Below are 23,038 nucleotides of genomic sequence, written 5' to 3' on the forward strand. Positions count from 1 at the left end.
AGATTTTAAGGAAAGCGAAAAATGCAGTTCTCCGCAAAGGTCTCGGATATCTCCAAGCAGCGCGCAGCCTGTTCCATTATTTCGGTAGATGCCAAAAATGGCTTAAGCCCCAGTGGAAAAACCCTCGATCAACTCACAGGGGGAGTCATTGGCAAAATTCTCAAGCGCGGCGATCTGGGCGCAAAGCTTGGTAGCACTCAGTTAATCGATCTGCTGGACGGCCCCAGTGAGCGAGTGCTGGTGGTGCGCACCGGCAAGGGAGATATCAGCCAGGCGGAATTCCGCAAACTGGCCAGTGCCAGTGCCGCGGCAGTGAAAAAGTTCAAGGACGCCACCAGCTACCTATGCGAGGTAGAGGTAAAAGGTGCGGACAAAACCTGGCAGGCCCAGCAAGTTGCCTTAGCCACTGGACTGGCCTGCTACCGTTTCACCGAGTTTCTCACCGACGCCAAACCCTACCCCCTGGCCAAATTCACCCTGCATGCCATTGATCGCAAACAGCTGAAAGCCATCCAGAAAGGGATGGACATTGGTGCCGGCCAAGCACTGGGTAGCAATGTAGCGCGGAAATTGGGCGACCTGCCCGGCAATATCTGTACCCCCAGCTATCTGGCGTCAGAGGCTCGCGCACTGGCCAAAAAACATGCAAAACTCACCACGACTGTACTCGACGAGAAAAAAATGCAGGCGCTTGGCATGGGCGCCCTGCTCAGCGTAGCTAAGGGCAGTGACCAGCCCCCAGCCCTGATCGCCATGAACTACAAGGGCGGTAAAACCAGTGAGAAGCCCATTGTGCTGGTGGGCAAAGGTATCACCTTTGACAGCGGCGGTATCAGCATCAAGCCCGGCCAGGCCATGGATGAGATGAAGTACGACATGGGCGGCGCCGCTAGCGTATTCGGTGTGATGAACGCCCTGGTCGAACTGCAGCCATCCATCAACGTGATTGGCTTGGTTGCCGCCGCAGAAAATATGCCCAGCGGCCGCGCCAGCAAGCCCGGTGATATCGTCACCTCTATGTCTGGCAAGACCATCGAAATTCTAAACACCGATGCCGAGGGCCGACTGGTACTGTGCGATGCACTGACCTATGCCGGCAAGTACAAGCCCCGCGCGGTAATCGATATCGCCACCCTCACTGGTGCCTGCGTTATCGCCCTCGGTCATCACGCCAGCGGCCTCTACGCCAATAACGAAGAACTCGCCCAGGACTTGCTCAAGGCCGGCGAAACCAGTGGCGACCGCGCCTGGCAAATGCCGCTTTGGGATGAGTACCAGCCCGCCCTGGACTCCAACTTTGCCGATATGCAGAACATCGGCGGCCGCGATGCCGGTTCTGTTACCGCCGCCTGCTTCCTGTCCCGCTTTGCCGAGGAGTACACCTGGGCGCACATGGATATTGCCGGTAGCGCATGGAAATCCGGTGCCTGCAAAGGTGCCACCGGCCGCCCAGTACCGCTTCTGGTGGAATACCTGCTGGGAAAATAACTGCCAAAAGCGCACAATAGCCGCCCCGAGCGGCTGTCGAAACGGCCCCTCGCGGGCCGTTGTCGTCTCTGTACAAATAAAAGCCAGCATGACCCGAATCGACTTTTACATCCTCTCCTCCGACCAGCCCCAGCAAGCGGATATTTTCGCCTGTCGCCTGGCGGAAAAGGCCTATCGCAACGGCCTGCGGGTTCTGCTTGCGGTCGACAACCAAGAGCGTGCCGAACATCTCGATCAATTGCTGTGGACCTTTCGTGAGGACAGTTTCCTGCCCCATGCCAACCAGGCGAATGGCGAGCAGGCGGCTATTGAAATCAACTGCGGCGAAGATCCACAGGCGCACCACGGCTTACTGATCAACCTGTGCAGTAAAGTCCCCAACTGGTTCAGTCGCTTCGAACGACTCGCCGAAATCGTTGTTCAGGAAACTACAGCCCTGCAGCGCTCACGATCGCGATTTGGTCACTTCCGCGACCGCGGATATCCGTTACAATCCCACAAGATCAACCAGAGCATGTAATCACTGGCAACCACCATGTCCGGTCGAAAGAACAAGCACAAGCAGCGCGGACAACCACGCAAACAGTCCAGCGAGCTTCTCGACGAGCTGAACTCACTGCACGACCTCCTTAACAGTGACGATCTCGATGAAATTCCCCTGCTCAATCAGGTAGCGGGCTCGGCCAAGCCGCAAATACAAAAAGCCACTCCCCCCGCAGATATTCCATTGTTATCCGCCGAACCGGAATTCCCGGCTCCCCCCAGTGTGGAGGATGCCAAAGAGGAGGAGCTTCAGGAGCAAGAGGAACTCCTAGAGCAGGAAGACCTGCCGATATTATTTTCCCCGGTCGATGAAACGCTTACCGGAGAGCATAAAGTGCAACTGGCGGAATCAGATCTTGCCCTGTTGCGCCCCCTACAGAACCTCCCAGGTAAGACCACCGAGCCACAGGCAAAAGCCCCGGTGGCAGAGCACCTAATGGAAGAGCACCTAGATGAGAGCGATGATCAGCCGGGCAGTGACACCCAGCCTGACAGTAAACAAACTGAGCCAGATACCACTGCTGCAACTGAAACCTCAGAGGAGCGCCTTGCCCCAGCACCCGAGAACCCCTTCCTGCCCGCCCATATCCGCTCGCGGTTGACCGGTGGACGTATCCCCGCAATTGCGGAGCCGGCCCAACCCAAGCCCAAAGCCATCGAAACCGCCAGTGCGGGTACCCGCACCCAGGCACTGGTGATGGCCCAGGCGATCGCTGAGCGGGAGGGCCCCTCAGAAAAATTGGAGCCCTCAGAGAAAGAGCGCCAGCGCAGCGACCTGATTGAAGAATTGGTAGCCCAACAGCTTCCCCAACTGGAAAAACAGCTGCGTGCCCGGATAGAAAAAGTGGTCGACGAACTAGAGATCTGGGACTGAGTGCGATTTAGCCCCAAAGCTGCCTTTTGCCCACCCTACCCCCGGCGGTATAATTGCCGCCTTTTCCGCGCAGACAGAGCAATCGCCAGACTATCCTGAGCCAAAATGCTGCGCCCGCAGTCAGTTAACACAAGGTTTCCCACCCGCATGGACAAAACATACCAGCCCAACGCCATCGAACAGCAGTGGTACAAAACCTGGGAGGAGAACGGCTACTTCAAGCCTTCCGGCGATACAGAAGCCAAGCCCTACTCCATTATGATCCCGCCGCCGAACGTCACCGGCAGCCTGCATATGGGCCACGGTTTCCAGGAGTCCATCATGGATGCCCTGATTCGCTACCACCGCATGCAGGGAGACAACACCCTGTGGCAAGTGGGCACCGACCATGCCGGTATCGCCACCCAGATGGTGGTAGAGCGCCTGCTGGGCGCCGAAGGCGTATCCCGCCACGATCTGGGCCGCGACAAGTTTATTGAGAAGGTCTGGGAGTGGAAGGAAGAGTCCGGCGGCACCATTACCCGCCAGCTGCGCCGCCTGGGCGCCAGCCCCGACTGGTCCCGCGAACGCTTCACCATGGACGACGGCTTCTACAAAGCGGTGCAGGAAGTCTTTATCAAACTGTATGAAGACGGCCTGATTTATCGCGGCAAGCGCCTGGTGAACTGGGACCCGAAATTCCACACCGCCATCTCAGACCTGGAAGTATTAAACGAAGAGAAGCAGGGCCACCTGTGGCACTTCCGCTACCCGCTCTCCGATGGCTCCGGCCACTTGGTAGTTGCCACTACCCGCCCGGAAACCATGCTTGGCGATACCGCCGTAGCCGTACACCCGGAAGACGAGCGCTACCAGCACCTGATTGGCAAAACCATCAAGCTGCCCCTGGCTGATCGCGAAATTCCGATTATTGCCGACGAATACGTCGATCGTGAATTCGGCACCGGCTGTGTAAAAATCACCCCAGCCCACGACTTCAATGACTACGAGATGGGCCAGCGCCACAACCTCGAGATGATCAACATCCTCGATGCCGACGCCCACCTGAACGACGCCATGCCGGAAAAATACCGCGGCATGGAGCGCTTTGCCGCGCGCACCCAGATTGTCGATGACCTGGACGCCCTCGGCCTGCTGGAAAAAGTAGAGCCCCACACCCTCAAGGTGCCCCATGGCGACCGCTCCGGCGCCGTGATCGAGCCCTGGCTCACCGATCAATGGTACGTAAAAACCCAGCCCCTAGCCGATGAAGCCATCGCCGCCGTTGAAGATGGCCGCGTTGAGTTCGTACCGAAAAACTACGAAAACATGTATTTCTCCTGGATGCGCGATATCCAGGACTGGTGTATTTCCCGCCAGCTGTGGTGGGGCCACCGCATCCCCGCCTGGTACGACAACGACGGCAAAGTCTACGTTGGCCGCAGCGAAGAAGAAGTGCGCGAGAAGCACAACCTGGGCGCCGACATCAGCCTGCGCCAGGACGACGACGTACTCGACACCTGGTTCTCCTCCGGCCTGTGGACCTTCGGCACCCTGGGCTGGCCAGAAGATACCGAAGAACTGAAAGCCTTCCACCCCAGCTCCGTACTGGTCACCGGCTTCGATATTATTTTCTTCTGGGTTGCACGCATGATGATGCTGACCCTCTACTTCAAGAAGGAAGTACCGTTTAACACCGTGTACGTGCACGGCCTGGTGCGCGACAACCACGGCCAAAAGATGTCCAAATCCAAGGGCAACGTGATCGACCCTATCGACCTGATCGACGGTATCGACCTGGAGAGCCTGGTACAGAAACGCACCAGCGGCCTGATGCAGCCGCACCTGCGCGAGAAAATCGAAAAGCAAACCCGCAAGGACTTCCCCGAAGGTTTCTCTGCTTTTGGTACCGATGCCCTGCGCTACACCTACTACTCACTGGCATCCACCGGCCGCGACATCAAGTTTGATGTGGGCCGTATCGAAGGCTTCCGCAATTTCTGTAATAAGATTTGGAACGCCTCCCGCTACGTGTTGCAAAACTGCGAAGGACAGGACTGTGGCCAGGACAACAGCAGCGACTATGAACTGACCATCGCCGACCGCTGGATTATTTCCCAACTGCAGCGCACCGAGATTACCGTACGCGAAGCGATGGATACCTACCGCTTCGACCTCGCCTCCCAGGCCCTGTACGACTTTATCTGGAGCGAGTACTGCAGCTGGTACCTGGAACTGTCCAAGCCGGTACTGTGGGACGACAACGCCTCCGACGCAGTGAAGAAAGGCACGCGCCGTACCCTGATCCGCGTACTGGAAACCATTTTGCGTCTGGCTCACCCACTGATGCCATTTATCACCGAAGAAATCTGGCAGCGTGTAAAAACCCTCGCCGGTTCCAACGGTGACACCATTATGCTGCAGCAATACCCGGAAGCCGACAGCAGCAAGATCGACGAAGAAGCGGAAGCGGCTGTTGCCTGGTTGAAGCAGGTTATTGAAGGCGTGCGTAATATTCGCGGTGAAATGAATATTTCCCCAGCGAAGAAAATCCCACTGATCCTGCGCGGCGGTTCCAGCCGTGACCAAGAACTGCTGGAGCAAGCCCGCAGCCTGCTGATCAAACTGGCCAGCCTCGAAGAAATCACCTGGCTGGAAAGTGGAGAAGCTGCACCAGCCTCCGCCACTGCCCTGGTAGGCGATATGGAATTGCTAGTACCCATGGCCGGGCTGATCGACGTAAAAGCCGAGAGCGCCCGTCTACAGAAAGAGATTGATAAACTTTCCAAAGAACTCGCACGAGTTGAAGGCAAACTCAACAATCCCAAGTTTGTAGACAAAGCCCCCGAAGCCGTTGTTGCCAAGGAGAAGGACAAGCTTGCAGAAATGAAAGGTGCTCACGAGCGTCTGCAACAGCAACTTGAGGAAATCAGCAACCTTTAATGGTTCTGGTAGTCCGCTACGGTGAAGAGCGGATCTGATTTAAAAAAGGGGGCTCTGCCCCCTTTTCTTTTTTTGATATAAATCAAGCAACCCTTCTAGCCCAAGTACCTTTCCATTTTCTATCAACTTCAGAACACGAGTTTGTGCTCAATGTGCCTCCTTCGCTTATGGGGTTGCCAGCTCTAAAAACAGTATTACCGAAGCGGTATACGACCTAAAGCGCGCTAAAACGCTTCAGGCACTGCTCCATTTTCTACCCTCCTAAGTAACTGATAAGAAATCAGGATCTTTATAAAAAATAACAGTGAGTTAGAGAAAGTCTATTCATTGGAGATAGTGGCCAAAGTGATCATTTTTCATTTGGGACAACAGTCCAGTCTTGTATGTAATTTATTCATCCCTCAAGGTTTTTACGCACTTCTTCGCTAGATTGATTCCAGGCTGGCAATCATGATAATAGTGGTCAGAATGATTACACTATAAATGTCAATGGACCAGTAAACTGAGAGCATAAGGAGAAAAAATGCTTACGTTTGAGAAGTTGTGGAACAGCTATCCACAAAAGGATGTGATAAAACAAACGTGCTACAACAGGCAGGAGACAATATCTGCTCCATTTAGTGACTACTGCGCAATTATGCTAAGTGAAGCGCTTATCAAGGCTGGGGCTTCACTCAATGGCTTTAGTGGTAATAAATGCTGGTCTCACACAGGGTCTAGGCACGCACTACTTGCCGAACAACTAGCCAATTGGCTAAAAACGTCTCCGCTACCTGGCTTGCAAAAAGCCAAGAAAATATCACCTGGATCCTTTCAAAGTGATCTTAATGGAAAAAATGGAATCGTTTTTTTCAAAGATTACTGGCAGCGAGGCAGTGAGAGCTTTGAAAGCAGGAGCGGTGATCATATCGACCTTTGGAAAGATGGTAAAATTACGAGTGGCACCATGCTTTATAGATCAGTAATTGAACTATTTGGTTTCGTCTCTGATTTAAATAAATCCAAAGAAATTTGGTTTTGGGAGGTAAAGTGAGCATTAGAAATCACCCATGGATTGTGTCTGGTTTAATTTCAATTTTATTGTTGGTAATAAATTTTTTAATATTTTCCTTTAGCTATAATTCTTTAACAAGGAGTTTATTAACTGAAGATCAACGCATTGAAAATGCTGGCTTTATAATGGGAACAACTTTGCCACTATTTGCCTTCGTGTCATTCTCCATATGGCTGATTATGGGTTTTCTGCTAAGTAGAAATGCCAAAGGTTGATCTTGGCTCTAAGCGAGTTCTGCGAGCCCGCGCCAATTTTGCCTACCATTGCTGCGGGCGTTATGGATAAGACTTACCCACGTTTGGTAGACACCCTGTATAGTTAGGTTTCAGCCTAACATGGAGGTGCCTACAAAACGTGGGCAAGACCACGCTCTAATTAACAAGCCCCGTGGACTGAACGTGCCAACGCGCATCGCATCTTAACGGCGCTCTTTAACCTCAACCAACCCCATCCCCCAATGCCCTCTCCTTTTGCAAACGTCTATAGATTTCCTCACGGTGAACGGGTAGAGATTTGGGAGCACGTATGCCTATCTTTACCTGGTTACCCTTAACTTCCAATACCGCAATTGAGACGTTCGCTCCAATCCGTAAGTTTTCACCCTTCCGGCGCTTTAAGATCAACATATTTGCTTCCTATTAATACTCAAACCATGCGTAGACCTCCCTTAATGGAAGGGTTTGAAAGTAACTTTTAAGGAAGCATCAGGGGGAGCGCGAGAACGGTAGGCATAGAGGTAGAAAAGGCAGATGCAACGCTTCCAGAGCCAAGGGACATGCCCCAAACTACTGAATGGACTCCACTTTATTGAAGACGAGCGGGTTTCTAGCGTATGATCCATATAGCCATTTTGATAGGTCGATTATCAATTTGGTTAGCTGGCCCCAGGTGTTAGCGCACCTTGGGTCAGCGCCTTTTACTTACTCTTACGTCACGCTACCGTTCTCCTTTGAGGGAATAGCTTTAGAAATTTCTTGATTCTCTCGAATCTCTTTGGTCATCGGCCTTTAGAGGGCTGTTTAATGACGACCCAAATACCGATAAATATCCACCGATTTTACGCAGCTTTGACACTAAAACAAACTTAATAAAATCCAATAAGAATATTTTTGTGCCTATATTTTTTTGTTGCTAGCGATTTGAAAATTTAGGCTGCAAATAAAAATGGCCATGAAAATTAATACCCCCACCCGCTCCCACACTGAAATTCAGAAAACAATAGATCATCAATACTGATGAAATATATTCCACATATCTACAGAAAAGGTCTCTCGATATATCAAACAGCTTGTAAATTTTTAGGATATTACTGCAGGATTTAGAAGCCTCTGAACAACTCAATGATGCTTCTAATTACAGAGCGGTCACAATCAGAGCCTAGCTTCGCAGGAATGTCTAGACCTTACAAGCTGTCGCAACACGGGGTATCACTATGAAAGCCCCCTCGGGCCGAGGCTTGAAGGCCACAGCTGCTGCGTTGCAACACTTGTAAAGGGCTACCGTCATTCACGGCAAACTGCACCTAATATCTGTAGCCTTCAAAAGCCGAAGAGATATTACGGACTGATTCAGAGGCACTCTAGATACCTTAACAACTCCCCAATTAATACCAGCCTATAAAAGTTTGTGAGTGCTAGCTTAGGGGTTTACGTTCATATTGACCTTTATATTGAAGAACAAGAAGATACACCAAAAAAAATTGTGAAATCAATGGGTTAAGAACTGGTGTTAAAATCGGGATAGTAGTCAAAGTGATCGTTCTTCCAGTTAGTACGCAAGTATCAGGTTGCTTTAAGTCTATGGTGTTAAATAGAAATTTAGGCTGTGGAGTAGAAATTGATTCTGAGGTAATAATCATGATAATAGTGGTCAGAATAATTACTATATAGCTGTTAGAGCAAATCACGAGATACTTAATGGAAGATTTACTAAATAACGGATGGGTCATTGGAGTTGGAGGCGGTATTTTAAGCGGCCTTTTTGTTACTTGGCTTACGAGAACACTATTCTCCAAAAAAGACCAAAAAGAATTAGCGATAAATATATCTTCTGCGAATCGTGAAATTCTCTATGCCATCAGGCCTGAGATCTCTGAAAATGAGCTTCCATCCTTTGAGGTGGTTGATGCGTTAAAAAATGCTACCGCTAGAAAGTATAAGATCGAGCCAGAAAGGTTATTTAGCACTACTCAGATAATCGAAGAGCTAATTAAAGAGATTATGGATTCAAGTTTTATCTCTTCAGCAACTAAGAAATCTTATTGTGAAGCACTAAATTCAATCATCCCTGAAGCGACTGAAAGTACACCTGAAGAAATAGATAACGAGTTTTTTGTAGCGAAGGTTGAGTACAAGGAAAAAATGACAATGCTGCTGTCAATGACAGTAGGTACTATTGCAGCATTTGCAACAATGTTTTCCCTTGTAAAGAGTACCTTTGATTCATCCAATGTATTTGGCAAGGTGATGGACTCAATTTTTCCAATGCTATTAGTAATGGCAGCAGTTGTGTTGGTTATGAATGTTATGCAAATTGCTTTAAAGCTAAGGCACAAAAGATTAAGAGCTGAGTACGGTATTCCTAGCGAACAAAGCTCTAACAAGTAGCTGCACAGAAAAAATTACTCGCTGCGCTCATAATTCCCCAATGAAATAGGCGTTATATGTCCGGCTGACGCATGAAAATATACATAAATTTATCTCTTATGATTCTTTTAGTTAGCTGCGCGCACCATGCGGTCTTGACTCCGGTAAGCCCTGGTTCAGATGAGTATATTATGTTCTATGACAAATCAGACGTACAAATTCGGATGGCTAAAGGAGTTTCGCCTGAAGATAGAAATAGAATATATGAGAGCAGGGTTAAATTAATTTTAAATACTGACCCGGACACATCAGAGTATGAAGTAGCAAAGGGAAGCGTAAATTTGGGGGAGCCTGGATCAGGTGGAACTGCTAAGGTCATTTGTCTTAGGTCACCACCGTTAGAAAAAGACGGCATGTTTAATATGGATGGTTCACCCAATTATCGTTACCGGTTAAAGCCCTATGGTCGCATATAACAAGGCAAAGCTAGGGAAGCTTCCTTCGCCTCGGCAATTCACCCCAGCTCGTAGCGTTATGAGTCTACATAAACGATGAAAAATCTGGCACTAGCACTTGGGAGTTTATTCGGTACCTATTTGTCACTTTTCTTTCTGTGGGCGCCAATCAATATGATAGGGGTGAAGTACCACCAAGTATGGCTGATGAATCTCTCATACAAGTATGATGCAATTGCCAATAGCTCATGGGTTAGTAAGCTCGAGAAGGAAAACATCATATTTAAGCTTCGCTACAACAATACAATTTTTTGGTGCAATCAATTTGAACGCTGTAGCACGGATGAAAATTCATAACAAGTGCATGTTGTTCACCCACTTCATGGGCTGGGACCTACGCACTGTGTACTCCAGCCCCAAATGTAGGTGTTAAATTTAAATCATATGAAACTAAATTCTCATAAATTATTAAAATGTATAGTAAAAGGAAGAGAGTTTTCTCTTGCCAATATTATTCCTTTCATTGATACGAAGTTCAATGACTACAGGGATTGCTATCCGCTAGCAATGCTATGCGCGGATGGCAATGTCAGATGTGATTGGAGTGTTAACGGTTCGGTACCTGACGAATACACTCTGGCCTCAATGATTTATTCGTCTATTTCAGGGCAGAAAAAAGTCAATAACTACACAGCTTCAAATAAGCCGGTTAGTCCAGAAAATAGTAGATTTTATACAACCTCGAAGGCTGAGCTATATTTTGCCCAAAACGCTGAAAAACGCTCGGATAGAATTTATGCAATGGCAGTGGGTATCGTCGTTGGCACATGCACCGCTATTGTTGCATATAAGCTTGGGGTTAAGTAAAAATTTAACAAGGCCATTAAATTCGTTCAGACCATAAAAAGCGTGGCTTCCTTCGAACTGCCTACGCGTTGCTTCGGCATCCACTTATGGCGACGTTATAACGCTTCGCTAACTTGGTTGCAACTCTATAAAAAGGAAAATAAATGAATGATTTGATTGATGATGAGTTGTTCTTGCAAATAGAAGAGCACTTGAAGTGCAGTGAGCAAAGTTGGCTACTGGGTGCAGGAATAAGCTTCGAGGCTAAACTGCCGCTAATGTATCCTTTGACGAACAAAGTTAAAAAGGATGTAGAAGCTAGCCACAAAAAATTATATGATGATATTATAACTCCACTATTTCAAGATTTGCCTGAACAATGCCATATAGAACATGTTCTTAGTCATCTTGGCGACTATACTGCATTAGCTGAAAGAAACAAAAAGAAAAAGACAATTATTAGTGGCGGTGAGGTTGAGTTAGAAACCTTAGAAAAAGTACATAATACGATCCTTGAGTCTATCTCAAATGTGATCCGATGCGGCTATGTTGAGGACGAGGATGGAAATACAGTTGAAGAAGGCTCTTTATCTAAACCAATCGTGGACATCAACGCACATTTAGAATTTGTTGATACTCTGTTTAACCACGCATCCGCTGGCGTTCATGAGCGAAGAAAAGCTGTAAATATTTTCACAACTAACTATGACACTCTTTTAGAAGATGCACTAGCACTAAGCAAAGTACCTTATTGGGATGGGTTTGATGGCGGAGCTGTAGCCCATCGAACTCATAAGTATGGGGAGCCCGCACCAGGGAATGGACAACGTGCGAATATAATAAAAATGCATGGCTCAATAGATTGGTATCTTTGTGACAAAGGGTATGTATGGCGAGTTAGAGACAACGACCTCTACCCAAAGGCGGAACGGAGAGTGCTAATTTACCCACAAGCTACAAAATACATTGCCACTCAACAGGATCCGTTCTCTACGCAATTTGATCTATTCAGAAAATCTCTGAATTCCTCCAATAGCAATATCTTAGCTGTGTGCGGATATAGTTTTGGCGACGATCACATCAACAACGAGATTGAATTTGCTTTATCAAAAGAAGAGAACAAAACCGTATTACTCGCTTTCTTGGAATGTAGGGATGAAATTCCTCCATGTTTAGAAAAATGGCGTAGTGATAGTTTTGGTTCAAGAGTAATTATTGCATCCATACACGGCCTGTATATTGGAAAAGGTGGCCCATATAAAAGAAAAGACGAAGACGATTATTGGTGGACATTCAACGGTGTAACATCAGTATTAAAGAACGGATGCGAGGTTTAGTTATGTTTACACCATCTGAAGAGCTGAAAATTGGCCAAGTTGTCGAGGTATCAGGAACCAATATAAAAGTTGAGATTTCCGATAAAATATCAGAATTAACAAGAACTTTTAATGGTCGTGTTTACCCTATCGGTCAAATAGGTAGCATGGTTAAAATTCACTATGGTCGTAAAATAATTTTCGGCTTGGTGACAATGCTCAGAATGAGATCAGAAGAGTTAATTGAAGCAGGTATGCCTGTAACTGCTGATTCTGATCAGCGTGTAATGGAAGTCCAACTGCTAGCTGAAGGCAGCTGGAATAATACAAAATCAACTTTGGCTTTTAATCGTGGCATTAAAACCTATCCTTTGCCCCAGCAAGGCGTATTTCTTCTAACCAACGAAGAAATCTCTTTTGTCTATCGCTCCGCAGAAGGTACAAGAGATGATGAAGTAGATCCATTAGTTCCCTTTGCAGTTTACAGTGCTTCTGAATCTACAGCCTGTCGAGCTAACATTAATAAAATGTTTGGTATGCATTGTGCGGTTCTTGGCTCTACAGGTTCTGGTAAGTCAGGTACCGTCGCTGCGATTATTCATAGCGTACTATTGCATAAAAACAATGAGCAAGAGCTGTCTCCTCAGATAGTGGTCATTGATCCTCATGGAGAATATGGTTCAGCCTTTAAATCTAGAGCGGTACAGTACCGAGCATATGACATCGCAACTGGTGATGACGGGCAAGAAGAGATAAAGCTTCCGTATTGGTTAATGTCTAGCGACGAGTTTACTAACCTGATCGTCGGTAAAACAGAAAGAAGTGCTACTAGCCAGAACAACGCGGTTCAGAAAGCACTTGCTCACGCCAGAATGGTTGCAGCTAAGATTATAAAGCCTTGCCCTAGAGAGTTTGGAACAAAGGAACTAGATCACTTAGAAAGTTTTGATGACCCAGACCTTTGTGATGGCAAAGATACGTCGGACATTCTGGAATTCGACCGTGATAAACCTAGACCATTCTGTTTGGAAGAATTTGAAAGTCATATTAAATATATACAGGGAGGTAGAAAAACAAATGCTGGACATGTAACTCTCACAAATACTGATCTGGCAAAATCGCCTGTTCCTTCCATACTGGATAAGCTCAAGGTTCTTCGAAGAGATACTCGACTTTCATTTATGATGAAGTGTTGGATCGATAATGATGATGAAATCCAGCTACATCAAGTCTTGAACCAATTCATAGGTGCGCCTAGCCAGGAAGGTAAAGATATCAGAATTATTGATATTTCAGGCCTGCCAAACGAAGTTGCAGGGCCACTGACTGCATTAATCGCTCGATTACTTTTTCAGTATAAAGTATTCCAAACTCAAGAAGAGAAAGAGAAAGACCCTATTTTACTGGTTTGTGAAGAAGCGCATAGATATGTTCCAGATCATGGAGAGGCTCAGTACGCAGCTGCTCAGGGAGCAATAAGACGAATAGCAAGAGAAGGACGAAAATACGGAATTGGTCTAATGCTTGTAAGTCAACGACCAGCTGATGTAGACAGTACAGTAATATCACAATGTGGTACATGGGTTGTTTTAAGACTTACAAATTCTGCAGATCAGCAACATGTTGCTCGATTCTTACCAGATGGACTTTCTGGTATGGTTGGAGCGCTACCTATTTTATCTCAGCAAGAAGCAATTTTTGTTGGTGAAGGCGCTGCTCTACCTTCTAGAGTAAGAGTAAGAGACCTAAAAGAAGAGCAATTACCGAAATCTAATACGATTCCGTTTGCTCAGGGCTGGGCGAGTGATCGCTTAGAATTAGATAAATTGAAGAAAATATCTGAAAGGATGTGCAGCTAATGAGCGCGTTATAAATCGGGTGGCCGGTAGTTTCTAGCTATCGGATACCAAACCACTCATCGTGCGGATCCGTAATGAATCTCTACCCAACGATAGTGTCGAGCAGCTCTTCATTTGAGTTGAGTGTCATGGCAGTGCGCTACCTCAACTTCATCGGACTGGAAACATATCGGCAGGCTAGCCCTGTCTTTTAACTCGTGGAGTTTGGGTTCAGGCCTTCACCCTGTCCAAGATATTAATCTTGGCATTCAGATACTATGCCGTCGTCTGACTTCTGCTTAATTACCTTGGTCGTTACTAACTGAGGCGCTGCTGTGTTCCACCACTTTTTTCTATCCCCTCGATAGCGGCTAGCGGATTGGGCCTACTTATGAGTCAGCGGCCACACTGACAGCTTCACAGCAGCAAGCTAAACAGATATCCCCAGATAAGAACGTGAACTTTCACTACACAACTGCGTCATTGACTCTACCCGTTAAATCACCCGACGTCGGTACCCTTGGCCACCTCGCCTCCAGGCTAAGCTTTATAGGATGTTTCTGTTCGTTAGCTCGAAGTTTTGCTAGCGGTTTCCTCCCCACAAGATCTCCCAGCGTTGCAGTTGCCATTCGCTAGTAGTTAGCATTTAATGGAACCCATTAAATGGTGATCTTTCTACAAAGGACTTTCACACCACTAATCCACGCCCATGGTGAGCGTACCAAATTTAGGTAAGCGGACAAGTTACTATGCCTTTGGCTCCGTAATTTGCCGTTGCTAAAGGCATCATGTTAATTCGGGCTTAGTCCCGCAAAACGAAAACATATATATGTTTAGATTGTTACCAATATTTGGATTATTATTTTCCTATCAGTCTTGGGCGTGTACATGTGCCCCCATAAGCGTGGATGAAGCCAAGGACTCCGCAGATGTGGTTTTTGCAGGCATAGTGGATAACTTCACGCTTGTAGACTCTAAAGAGGAGTGGGAACCTAGGATTATATTGGAATTCGATGTTGCTAGGGTATGGAAAGGTAATATTAGTAGTAAGTTTATTATGCATACTAATGTTGAGGGTTCTAGCTGTGGAGGCTTCTCCCGTGAATTTTTAAAGCCGGGAACCAACCTAATAGTTTACAGTTTCGGAAGAAAAGGAGAAACCTGGAAAAACAATCACATAGATGGTGCTCCAAGTGCCTCCTCCCTTAGTGTTATTGGAGATAGAAAAACAATAAACAATCATAAGTCGATTGATGAATTGACCGATGATCAAATCGTATATACAACCAATATCTGCACTCGGACCGGATTAGTTTTATACGCTGTAGATGATTTCAAAGAGCTAGGTGAATTTAAAGAATATCGAAAACTAGATGTGAAGCCAGATCCTATTGCTTTAGATGCTATTACATGGAAACAAAATAGCCTACCCGACGGATGTGGCCAGCTTGGTAATGCTCGTCGCTGGGAAGCCATTAACAAGCCGCCAAGTAATTCCATAGAGCTAATATCTCTTCTAGAAGATGGCTCGATGTACAAGAGTATACCCAAACCTCGAATTACAAAGTACAAGGATTATTGGGTCTCTGACAAAAATGGAAATTATGGGCTTTGTAGAAGATCAGTAGACCCAGAGATAGTATGTGGGCAAGCCACAATAGAGTTTTCATTAGTGCCTGCTAAAAATGAGCGTAGTCAGAAACAGTGGAAGATCATACATGGTGGTGTACAAACTTATTGCAAACTACGTGAGTAATTCACATAAATCGGGTAACCGGTAGTTTCTAGCTACCGGCTACCACACCACCCATCGTGAGGCCTGCAATGCGGTTCCCTATCCGTAATTAATCTCTACCCAACGATAGTGTCGAGCAGATCTTCATTTGAGCTGAGTGTCATCGCAGTGCGCCACCTCAACTTTATCCAACTGGAAACATATCGATAGACTAGCCCTGTCTTTGAACTCATTGATTTTGGGTTCAGGCCTTCACCCTGTCCAAGGTATTAATCTTGGCATTAGGCTACTATGCCGTTTGCTGACCTCTGTTTAATCACCGTGGTCATTACTGACCGAGGCGCTGCTATGCCCCACCACTTTTGTCTACCTCACGATGGTAGCTAACAGGGTGGGCCTACTTATGAGTCAGCGGCCACGAAGACAGCTTCACAGCAGCAAGCTAAAAAGATCTCCCCAGATAAGAACGTGAACTTTCACTACACAATTGCATCATTGGCTCTACCCGTTGGATCACCCGGCTTCAGTGCCCTTGGCCATCTCACCTCCAGGCTAAGCCTTATAGGATGCTCTGTTCGTCAACTCATAGTTTTGCTAGCAGCTTCCTCCCCACAAGCGCCAGTGTTGCAGTTGCCAATCGCTAGTAGTTAGCATTTAATAGAGTCCATTAAACGGTGATCTTCCTACAGTGTACTTTCACCCCACTAGCTCATGCCCATGCTGGGCGTACCAAGTACAAGCAGGTTGCTTCGGGCCTTTGGCCCTTCGCAGGACAACCTACGCTACGACCCAGCCGCCCCTGCTTTAATCGTTATAACCAAGGATAGATATGGAAAATAATAAGATATTTCTAACAATCAACAGAGTTAACTCAATACTCTTTCTCCTCTTATTGATTGCTTCATTAATTGGGGCTTTTTTTATCTTTCAAGAGATAACGAAAAGCACAAGGAGAAATGCGGTAGAAATTGCTACTCCTGACAAAGAAACTAAAGAAATAATCGAGCTTTCAGATGTAGAAACAATTCGAGACAAAGGAATTCAGTATATACGTGTCTATTCAAAGCGTGACGGTGTTTTAAAGTCTGGGGGATATAGCCGAACCCTTCGAAACCTTCTTTTCTTAAGTCAAATCGGGGAGGAGCCTAGATGGTTACTTCCGGACAATAACTCTCAAATTATTGAACATCGCGTTCTTAAAACATATGATAATCAAACAAATGAATCGACGTCCGACTACATATATGTGGAGATTATCCCTGAATCTGAAGGGATAAGTGCTTGTGTCAGCGCCGCCGATGGAACAACCCTTGAGTGCCTTGATACTGGATTAAACAAAATCATCCAATACGAATATTTCTCAGATAAACAGACGCTGGGCTTGCTTGTTCAGGTGTCAGATGAACTCCGCTACAAAGTTTTTGATCTTGTCTCGAAGAAGTTAGAGTCTGACAAATTTGTGATAAAGCTATAAATCGGGTAGCCGGTGGTTTCTAGCTACCGGCCCCAACAACACCCATCGTGCGGGACCGCAATGGGCGGTTCCCTATCCGTAATGAATCTCTACCCAACGATAGTGTCGAGCAGCGCTTCATTTGAGCTGAGTGTCATGGCAGTGCGCTACTTCTGAGTCACCGATCACTCTGACAGCTCCACAGCAGCAGGCTAAACAGATTTCCCCTGATAAGAACGTGAACCATCATTGACTCTCCCCGTTAGAACACCCAGCTTCGGAATCCTTGGCTACCTCGCCTCCAGGCTAAGCCTTATAGGATGTTTCTGTTCGCCAGCTTGTATCTTGCTAGCGGCTTCCTCCCCACAAGACCTCCCAGTGTTACAGTTGCCATTCGCTAGTAGTTAGCATTTAATGGAACCCATTAAACGGTGATCTTCCTACAGGGAACTTTCATCCCTATTAGTTCACGCCCATGCTTGCGGCATTAAATATAGAGTATTGATTGAAGAATGAGTAAAGAACAAACAAACAATCCGCTGCATGGTATTACTCTTGAGAAGGTTGTTATACGATTGCAGGAGCATTATGGCTGGGATGGTTTGGCAGATAGGATTAATATCAATTGCTTTAAGAGCGATCCAAAAATTAAGTCTTCGCTCAAGTTTTTACGCAAAACCCAGTGGGCGCGAGATAAAGTCGAGAATCTGTATATCTCAACTTTTGAAAATAAATCTCCATGGGCTAATCGTAAATAATCACTATTTGGTAGCCACATAGATGTCGCTGTGATTAAGCTGGGACAGGCGCATAAATCGGGTAGCCGGTAGTTTCTAGCTACCGGCCCCCACACCACCCATCGTGCCAATCTACAATGGCCGGTTCCCTATCCGTTGAATCCCTACCCAACGATAGTGTCGAGCAGCTCTTATCTGAGTAGAGTATCATGGCAGTGCGCTACTTCTGAGCCAGCGGCCACGCTGGCAGCCTCACAGCAGCAAGTTAAACTGATCTACCCAGAGTAAGAACGTGACCTTTCACTGCACAGCTGCACCATTGACTCTACCTATTAGATCACCCGGGTTCGGTGCCCTTGGCCCCTCGCCTCCAGGTTAAGCCTTATAGGATGTATCTGTTCGCCAGCTCATAGCTTTACTAGCCGCTTCCTCCCCACAAGACCTCACGGTGTTGCAGTTGCCATTCGCTGATAGTTAGCATTTAATGGAACCCATTAATCGGTGATCTTCCTACAGAGGACTTTTACCCCATTAGTCCACACCCATGCTGGGCGTGCCAAATTTAGGCAAGTGAACAAATTTACCAGACACAATAAGTTGTTTTTATGCAGCCTTTTAATACTCAATTTACTTTATCTAGAGATTACCTTGCCGAATGCTATGATCAGTCTCTACCCTATGGGAAAAATGTCAAACCCAATTATCTTCTTCCTACATTATTATTATCTACTGGTGCGGGATTGCTGTTATTTACTGAGCAACCTAAGATCGCAAGTTACACCTTAATTGCATTAGGCGTACTGGAACTGATTCACATTCGATTTCGACGAGCTTGGTGGTTAGCACGGCAGATGCTTGGGAGAAGTGCCGGTAGTGAAGTGAAATTAACCATAGATAAGGGTGGAATCCAGACACAGAATCCTTATACGATAACAGCTCTGTCGTGGGCAGATATCGAGCATATTGTTGAAACTGATTTAGGGCTTATTTTGGTGGCTAAATCTGGGGGGCAGCAGTACTTGTCTAAATCGTTATTACCTGCTGAATTAATTAATGAGATAGTTACCAAGATTAAGGGTAAACATTGATTTCAATAAAAATTAAAATCGTGTCTACAATGCAGCTAATACAATACATAACAAGCTGCCCAAACGCGACGACCCTACGGGGCCGCCGCTTGGCAAGGCGTTATGCACAATAGACATGTATATAAACCCAAAAACTAAAAACCAAAAAGCAGCACTATTAACAATAGCAGTGTCAGTGGCTTTATTAGCTGCTTATGTGTTCAATAGTGAGGGATTCTGCTACGACAGACATAATGGTTTGTATTGTTACCAAGGAACTAATTTGTATCTGATTGGTGTTGGATTACTTTTAACTAGTTCTGCAATATTGGTGCACTTAGCTGAACTTTATGCAAAACGCACAATAAATGTTCTGCACTGCAGCCTATCTTTAGCGGTGTTTTGTGTAGGTATTATAATATTTTGGGCGGCGGTATTTATGGCAGGGCCAAATGCATAAATCGGGTAGCCGGTAGTTTCTAGCTACCGGCCCCCACACCACCCATCGTGCGAGTTCGCAATGGTCAGCTCCCTATTCTTAATAAATTTCTACTCAGCGATAGTATTGAGCAGTTCTTCAATCGAGTTGAATATCAAGGCAGTGCGCCACCTCAACTTTATACCCGACTAGAAGCATATCAGTAGGCTAGCCTTGTCTTTAAACGCATGGATTTAGCTTCAGGCCTTCACCGTATCCAATATATTAATCTTGGCATTAGGCTACTATGCCGTCAGCTGACTTCTGTTTAATCGCCTTGATCATTGCTGACCGAAGCTCTGCTATGTATCACTACTTATATCTATTCCCGCGATGGTGGCTAGCGGATTGGACCTACTTGTGAGGCAGCGGCCAGGCCAACAACTTCACAGCAGCAAGCTAAACAGATCTCCCCAGATAAGAACGTGAACTTTCACTACGCAACTGCACCATTGACTCTACCCACTAAATCACCCAACTTCGGAGTCCTTGACCACCTCGCCTCCAGGCTTAACCTTATAAGATGCTTTGGTCCGCCAGCTTATAGCTTTACTAGCCGCTTCATCCCCACAAGACCTTACGGTGTTGCAGTTGCCATTCGCTAGTAGTTAGCATTAAATGGAATCCATAAAATGGTAATCTTCCTACAAGGGACTTTCACATCATTAGTCCACGCCCATACTGGGTGTAGAAAGTTAATCAATGCACCCTTTCGGGGCTGGACGTCCACACTAAGTGCTCCGGCCCATTATTGAGGCGTTAAGTGATATGATGAAATACACTCCATTACTCTTACTATTGTTGTGGGCTACACCAGAAAATGTTTTTGCGTGTATGAAAATTGCTCCCTTCATGCTTAAGGAGCATGAGGGTATGTCGGTCTATGAATCGAATTTGGCGTCGAGTGATATTGCTTTTCGAGGGTACTTGATACAAGCGGAAACTACGGCACGAGCATCTCGGGAAGAGGGTGGTGTAAGAATCTATAAGTATCTCGTAATTGAGCCATTTAAAGGGAATATTAAAAAAAATGAGATCGTGGAGGTATCACAAAATCGTACTTATTGTAGCTTTACCTATAGTATCGACAAAGAACATTTAGTTTATCTTACAAAAGATAAAAACGGACTATATCAATTTGGTATGGCTAACTCTGGCCCGCTATTAAATCAAATTCTTGATATGGAAAAAGAGGAAGATGTAGAGTTTTATCAAGAGATCGTGGAAGCCGGTAGAGGATCTGATTATGTGGTGCAATCATATTTTCCCGACGGGAAGCCAAGAATTTACACATATAGTGTTGAAAAACAGCTGGACAAAGTTCGTGCCGCATCATTATTTAAATCGGGTAGTCAGTAGTTTCTACCTGCCGGCCCCACACCACCCATCGTACGAATCCGCAATGGGCGGCTCGCAATCCGTACGAGCCAACGATAGTCTCAAACAGCTCTTCATTTGTGCTGAGTGTCATGGCAGCATGCTACTTCTGACTCAGCGGCCACGCCGACAACTTCACAGCAGCAAGCTAAACAGATCTGCTCAGATAAGATCGTGAACTTTCAATACTCAACTACATCATTGACTCTACCCGCTAGACCAAATGGCTTCGGTGTCCTTGGCCACCTCCCCCCCAAGCTAAGCCTTATAGGATGTTTCTGCCCATCAGCTCGTAGTTTTGCCAGTAGCTCCCTCCCCCACAAGACTTCCTGGTGTTGCAGTTGCCATTCGCTAGTAGTTAACATTTAATGGCGACCATTAAATGGTGATTTCCCTATAGGGGACTTTCACCCCATTAGTTCACGCCCATGCTCGCGGCATTAAACATAGGGTATTGATTGAAGAATGAGTAAAGAACAACCAAATAATCCGCTACATGGTATTACTCTTGAGAAAGTTGTTACACGATTGCAGGAGCATTATGGCTGGGATGGTTTGGCAGATAGGATTAATATCAATTGCTTTAAGAGCGACCCATCAATTAAGTCTTCGCTCAAGTTTTTACGCAAAACCCAGTGGGCGCGAGATAAAGTCGAGAATCTGTATATCTCAACTTTTGAAAATAAATCTCCGTGGGGTAACCGTAAATGAGCACTATTTGGTAACCACATAGATGTCGCTGTGATTAGGCAGGGACAGGCGCATAAATCGGATAGCCGGTGGTTTCTAGCTACCGGCCCCCACACCACCCACCGTGCCAGTCCGCAATCGCCGGTTCCCTATCCGTTGAATCCCTACCCAACGATACTGTCGAGCAGCTCTTCATCTGAGTAGAGTATCATGGCAGTGCGCTACTTCTGAGTCAGCGGCCATGCTGGCAGCTTCACAGCAGCAAGTTAAACTGATCTCCCCAGAGTAAGAACGTGACCTTTCACTGCACAGCTGCACCATTGACTCTTCCTATTAGATCACCCGGTTTCGGTGCCCTCGGCCCCTCGCCTTCAGGCTAAGCCTTATAGGATATTTCTGTTCGCCAGCACATAGCTTTACTAGCCGCTTCCTTCCCACAAGACCTCACGGTGTTGCAGTTGCCATTCGCTGGTAGTTAGCATTTAATGGCGCCCATTAAACGGTGATCTTCCTACTGGGGACTTTCACCTCATTAGTTCACGTCCATACTAGGCGTACCAAGTTACTCAAGTACACTCCGTTCCGCTTCCGCGGGACAGCCTACACTGAGTTTCAGCTGCCTATTAGCAAGGGTTTAGAGTACACAAGGATAAGTATGATTACTCGGAATACAATAAAATTCAAAGTAACTGAATTACCGATTTCTGATGTTGTTACAAAATTTGGCGGTCAGCCTAATTGGCTTGAGGAAGCTCAATGGCCAATAAGCTCTGAAATGGATTCTCCCATGCGCTTTATTTGTCAGATCAAACTTACAAATGATCTATTCCCAGGCTGTGAGGGAAAAGTGGCCTATATCTTCATGACAGATGATGATGAGTACGTTGATGGAACATGGGAGCCAGATGGTGGCGAGAATGCAGTAATTATTCAACCGGGTGGTAAGCCTCAAATTAAGGTACGAAATATCACCACTGGACCAACTTTACAGGACTATGTTGAAGTAAAGGGGAAAACTGGTCTTTACCCAATAGACATCGAATTAGCTGTTGATCTTTCAGCCTCAAAAGACCCAGAGTTCATTCCAGAAGCAGAACGCTTTGACCTAGCTGACGAGGACTATGAAAAATACTGTAATAAGCTGGGAGGAAATAAAATTGGTGGGACACCTAGCTTTCTACAAGGTGACGAATTTCCCGGAAATACGGACGACTGGTCACTTCTTATGCAGCTAGATTCCTATGAAGTTCCATTTAGTATCAATTTTGGAGACTCCGGTGTTTCATACGCATTCATAAATAAAGAGGGAACGATTGGTAAGTTCCTCTGGCAATGTTGTTGAGTAGCTCAAAATCGTGTAGCCGGAAGTTTCTAGTTACCGGCTACTACACCAGCCATCGCGGGGGTGCATAATAGGCAGTTCCCTATCCATATGCTTAACGATAATCTCAAACTGGTTAAGCCCATATATGAGTCTATTACCGCCCTGACAGCTTCACTGTAGTAAATTAAACAGAACTCCCCGGTTCAGAGAATGATCTTTCATTACACAACTGCACCTTTGACTTTACCCGTTAGAT

General features: G+C 46.3%; 19 protein-coding genes. 18 read left to right on the plus strand and 1 reads right to left on the minus strand.

Annotation, left to right across the window (positions count from 1 at the left end; translation table 11 throughout):
- Nucleotides 1-21: 21 nt before the first annotated feature.
- From ACXAFI_RS14305 to ACXAFI_RS14325, 5 genes are all read left to right on the plus strand, one after another.
- Nucleotides 22-1,488 carry a leucyl aminopeptidase gene (locus ACXAFI_RS14305; RefSeq protein ID WP_475109348.1) on the plus strand — a complete coding sequence of 489 codons (1,467 nt, stop codon included), beginning with the start codon at nt 22-24 and terminating at the stop codon, nt 1,486-1,488.
- Entirely contained in the window at nt 1,424-2,008 is a 585-nt protein-coding gene (locus ACXAFI_RS14310) for a DNA polymerase III subunit chi (protein WP_475109349.1), read from the plus strand. The genes ACXAFI_RS14305 and ACXAFI_RS14310 overlap by 65 nt, the downstream gene beginning before the upstream one ends.
- A 15-nt stretch (nt 2,009-2,023) precedes the next feature.
- Entirely contained in the window at nt 2,024-2,905 is an 882-nt protein-coding gene (locus ACXAFI_RS14315; RefSeq protein ID WP_475109350.1) for a hypothetical protein, read from the plus strand.
- Between the two features lie 147 nt (nt 2,906-3,052).
- Entirely contained in the window at nt 3,053-5,827 is a 2,775-nt protein-coding gene (locus tag ACXAFI_RS14320) for a valine--tRNA ligase (RefSeq protein WP_475109351.1), read from the plus strand.
- A 523-nt stretch (nt 5,828-6,350) separates the two neighbouring features.
- Nucleotides 6,351-6,860, plus strand: a complete 510-nt coding sequence (locus ACXAFI_RS14325) for a type VI secretion system amidase effector protein Tae4 (protein ID WP_444904062.1) — start codon at nt 6,351-6,353, stop codon at nt 6,858-6,860.
- A 458-nt stretch (nt 6,861-7,318) separates the two neighbouring features.
- Here the strand turns inward: ACXAFI_RS14325 and csrA are convergent, their stop codons facing one another.
- Nucleotides 7,319-7,507 (minus strand): carbon storage regulator CsrA, encoded by a 189-nt coding sequence (csrA, locus tag ACXAFI_RS14330; protein WP_475109352.1) that lies wholly within the window; start codon nt 7,505-7,507, stop codon nt 7,319-7,321.
- A gap of 1,290 nt (nt 7,508-8,797) precedes the next feature.
- Here csrA and ACXAFI_RS14335 point away from each other — a divergent pair.
- The 13 genes from ACXAFI_RS14335 (at nt 8,798) to ACXAFI_RS14395 (ending at nt 22,800) form a co-directional block, all read left to right on the plus strand.
- The gene (locus ACXAFI_RS14335; RefSeq protein WP_444891063.1) at nt 8,798-9,487 is read left to right on the plus strand and encodes a hypothetical protein; all 690 of its coding nucleotides are present in this window, start codon (nt 8,798-8,800) and stop codon (nt 9,485-9,487) included.
- A gap of 71 nt (nt 9,488-9,558) precedes the next feature.
- Nucleotides 9,559-9,942, plus strand: coding sequence for a hypothetical protein (locus tag ACXAFI_RS14340; protein ID WP_475109353.1), 384 nt, complete (start codon nt 9,559-9,561; stop codon nt 9,940-9,942).
- Between the two features lie 423 nt (nt 9,943-10,365).
- Nucleotides 10,366-10,788 (plus strand): hypothetical protein, encoded by a 423-nt coding sequence (locus ACXAFI_RS14345; RefSeq protein WP_475109354.1) that lies wholly within the window; start codon nt 10,366-10,368, stop codon nt 10,786-10,788.
- Between the two features lie 143 nt (nt 10,789-10,931).
- Nucleotides 10,932-12,104: an SIR2 family protein gene (locus ACXAFI_RS14350; protein ID WP_475109355.1), complete on the plus strand. Its 1,173-nt coding sequence runs from the start codon at nt 10,932-10,934 to the stop codon at nt 12,102-12,104.
- A 2-nt stretch (nt 12,105-12,106) separates the two neighbouring features.
- Complete coding sequence (locus ACXAFI_RS14355; RefSeq protein ID WP_444891067.1) at nt 12,107-13,942, plus strand: ATP-binding protein; 1,836 nt, start codon at nt 12,107-12,109, stop codon at nt 13,940-13,942.
- 883 nt (nt 13,943-14,825) lie between these two features.
- Nucleotides 14,826-15,677, plus strand: a complete 852-nt coding sequence (locus ACXAFI_RS14360; RefSeq protein WP_475109356.1) for a hypothetical protein — start codon at nt 14,826-14,828, stop codon at nt 15,675-15,677.
- An 808-nt stretch (nt 15,678-16,485) separates the two neighbouring features.
- Nucleotides 16,486-17,130, plus strand: coding sequence for a hypothetical protein (locus tag ACXAFI_RS14365; protein WP_475109357.1), 645 nt, complete (start codon nt 16,486-16,488; stop codon nt 17,128-17,130).
- 491 nt (nt 17,131-17,621) lie between these two features.
- The gene (locus tag ACXAFI_RS14370; RefSeq protein WP_475109358.1) at nt 17,622-17,867 is read left to right on the plus strand and encodes a VF530 family protein; all 246 of its coding nucleotides are present in this window, start codon (nt 17,622-17,624) and stop codon (nt 17,865-17,867) included.
- A gap of 584 nt (nt 17,868-18,451) precedes the next feature.
- Nucleotides 18,452-18,934: a YcxB family protein gene (locus ACXAFI_RS14375; protein WP_475109360.1), complete on the plus strand. Its 483-nt coding sequence runs from the start codon at nt 18,452-18,454 to the stop codon at nt 18,932-18,934.
- Between the two features lie 115 nt (nt 18,935-19,049).
- Nucleotides 19,050-19,373 carry a hypothetical protein gene (locus ACXAFI_RS14380; RefSeq protein WP_475109361.1) on the plus strand — a complete coding sequence of 108 codons (324 nt, stop codon included), beginning with the start codon at nt 19,050-19,052 and terminating at the stop codon, nt 19,371-19,373.
- Nucleotides 19,374-20,159: 786 nt separating this feature from the next.
- Complete coding sequence (locus tag ACXAFI_RS14385; RefSeq protein WP_475109362.1) at nt 20,160-20,750, plus strand: hypothetical protein; 591 nt, start codon at nt 20,160-20,162, stop codon at nt 20,748-20,750.
- A gap of 483 nt (nt 20,751-21,233) precedes the next feature.
- Nucleotides 21,234-21,479, plus strand: a complete 246-nt coding sequence (locus ACXAFI_RS14390; protein WP_226648534.1) for a VF530 family protein — start codon at nt 21,234-21,236, stop codon at nt 21,477-21,479.
- Nucleotides 21,480-22,113: 634 nt separating this feature from the next.
- Nucleotides 22,114-22,800: a DUF1963 domain-containing protein gene (locus tag ACXAFI_RS14395; RefSeq protein ID WP_475109363.1), complete on the plus strand. Its 687-nt coding sequence runs from the start codon at nt 22,114-22,116 to the stop codon at nt 22,798-22,800.
- Nucleotides 22,801-23,038: the final 238 nt, after the last annotated feature.

The sequence above is a fragment of the Microbulbifer sp. ABH2_005 genome (genome assembly GCF_056160005.1).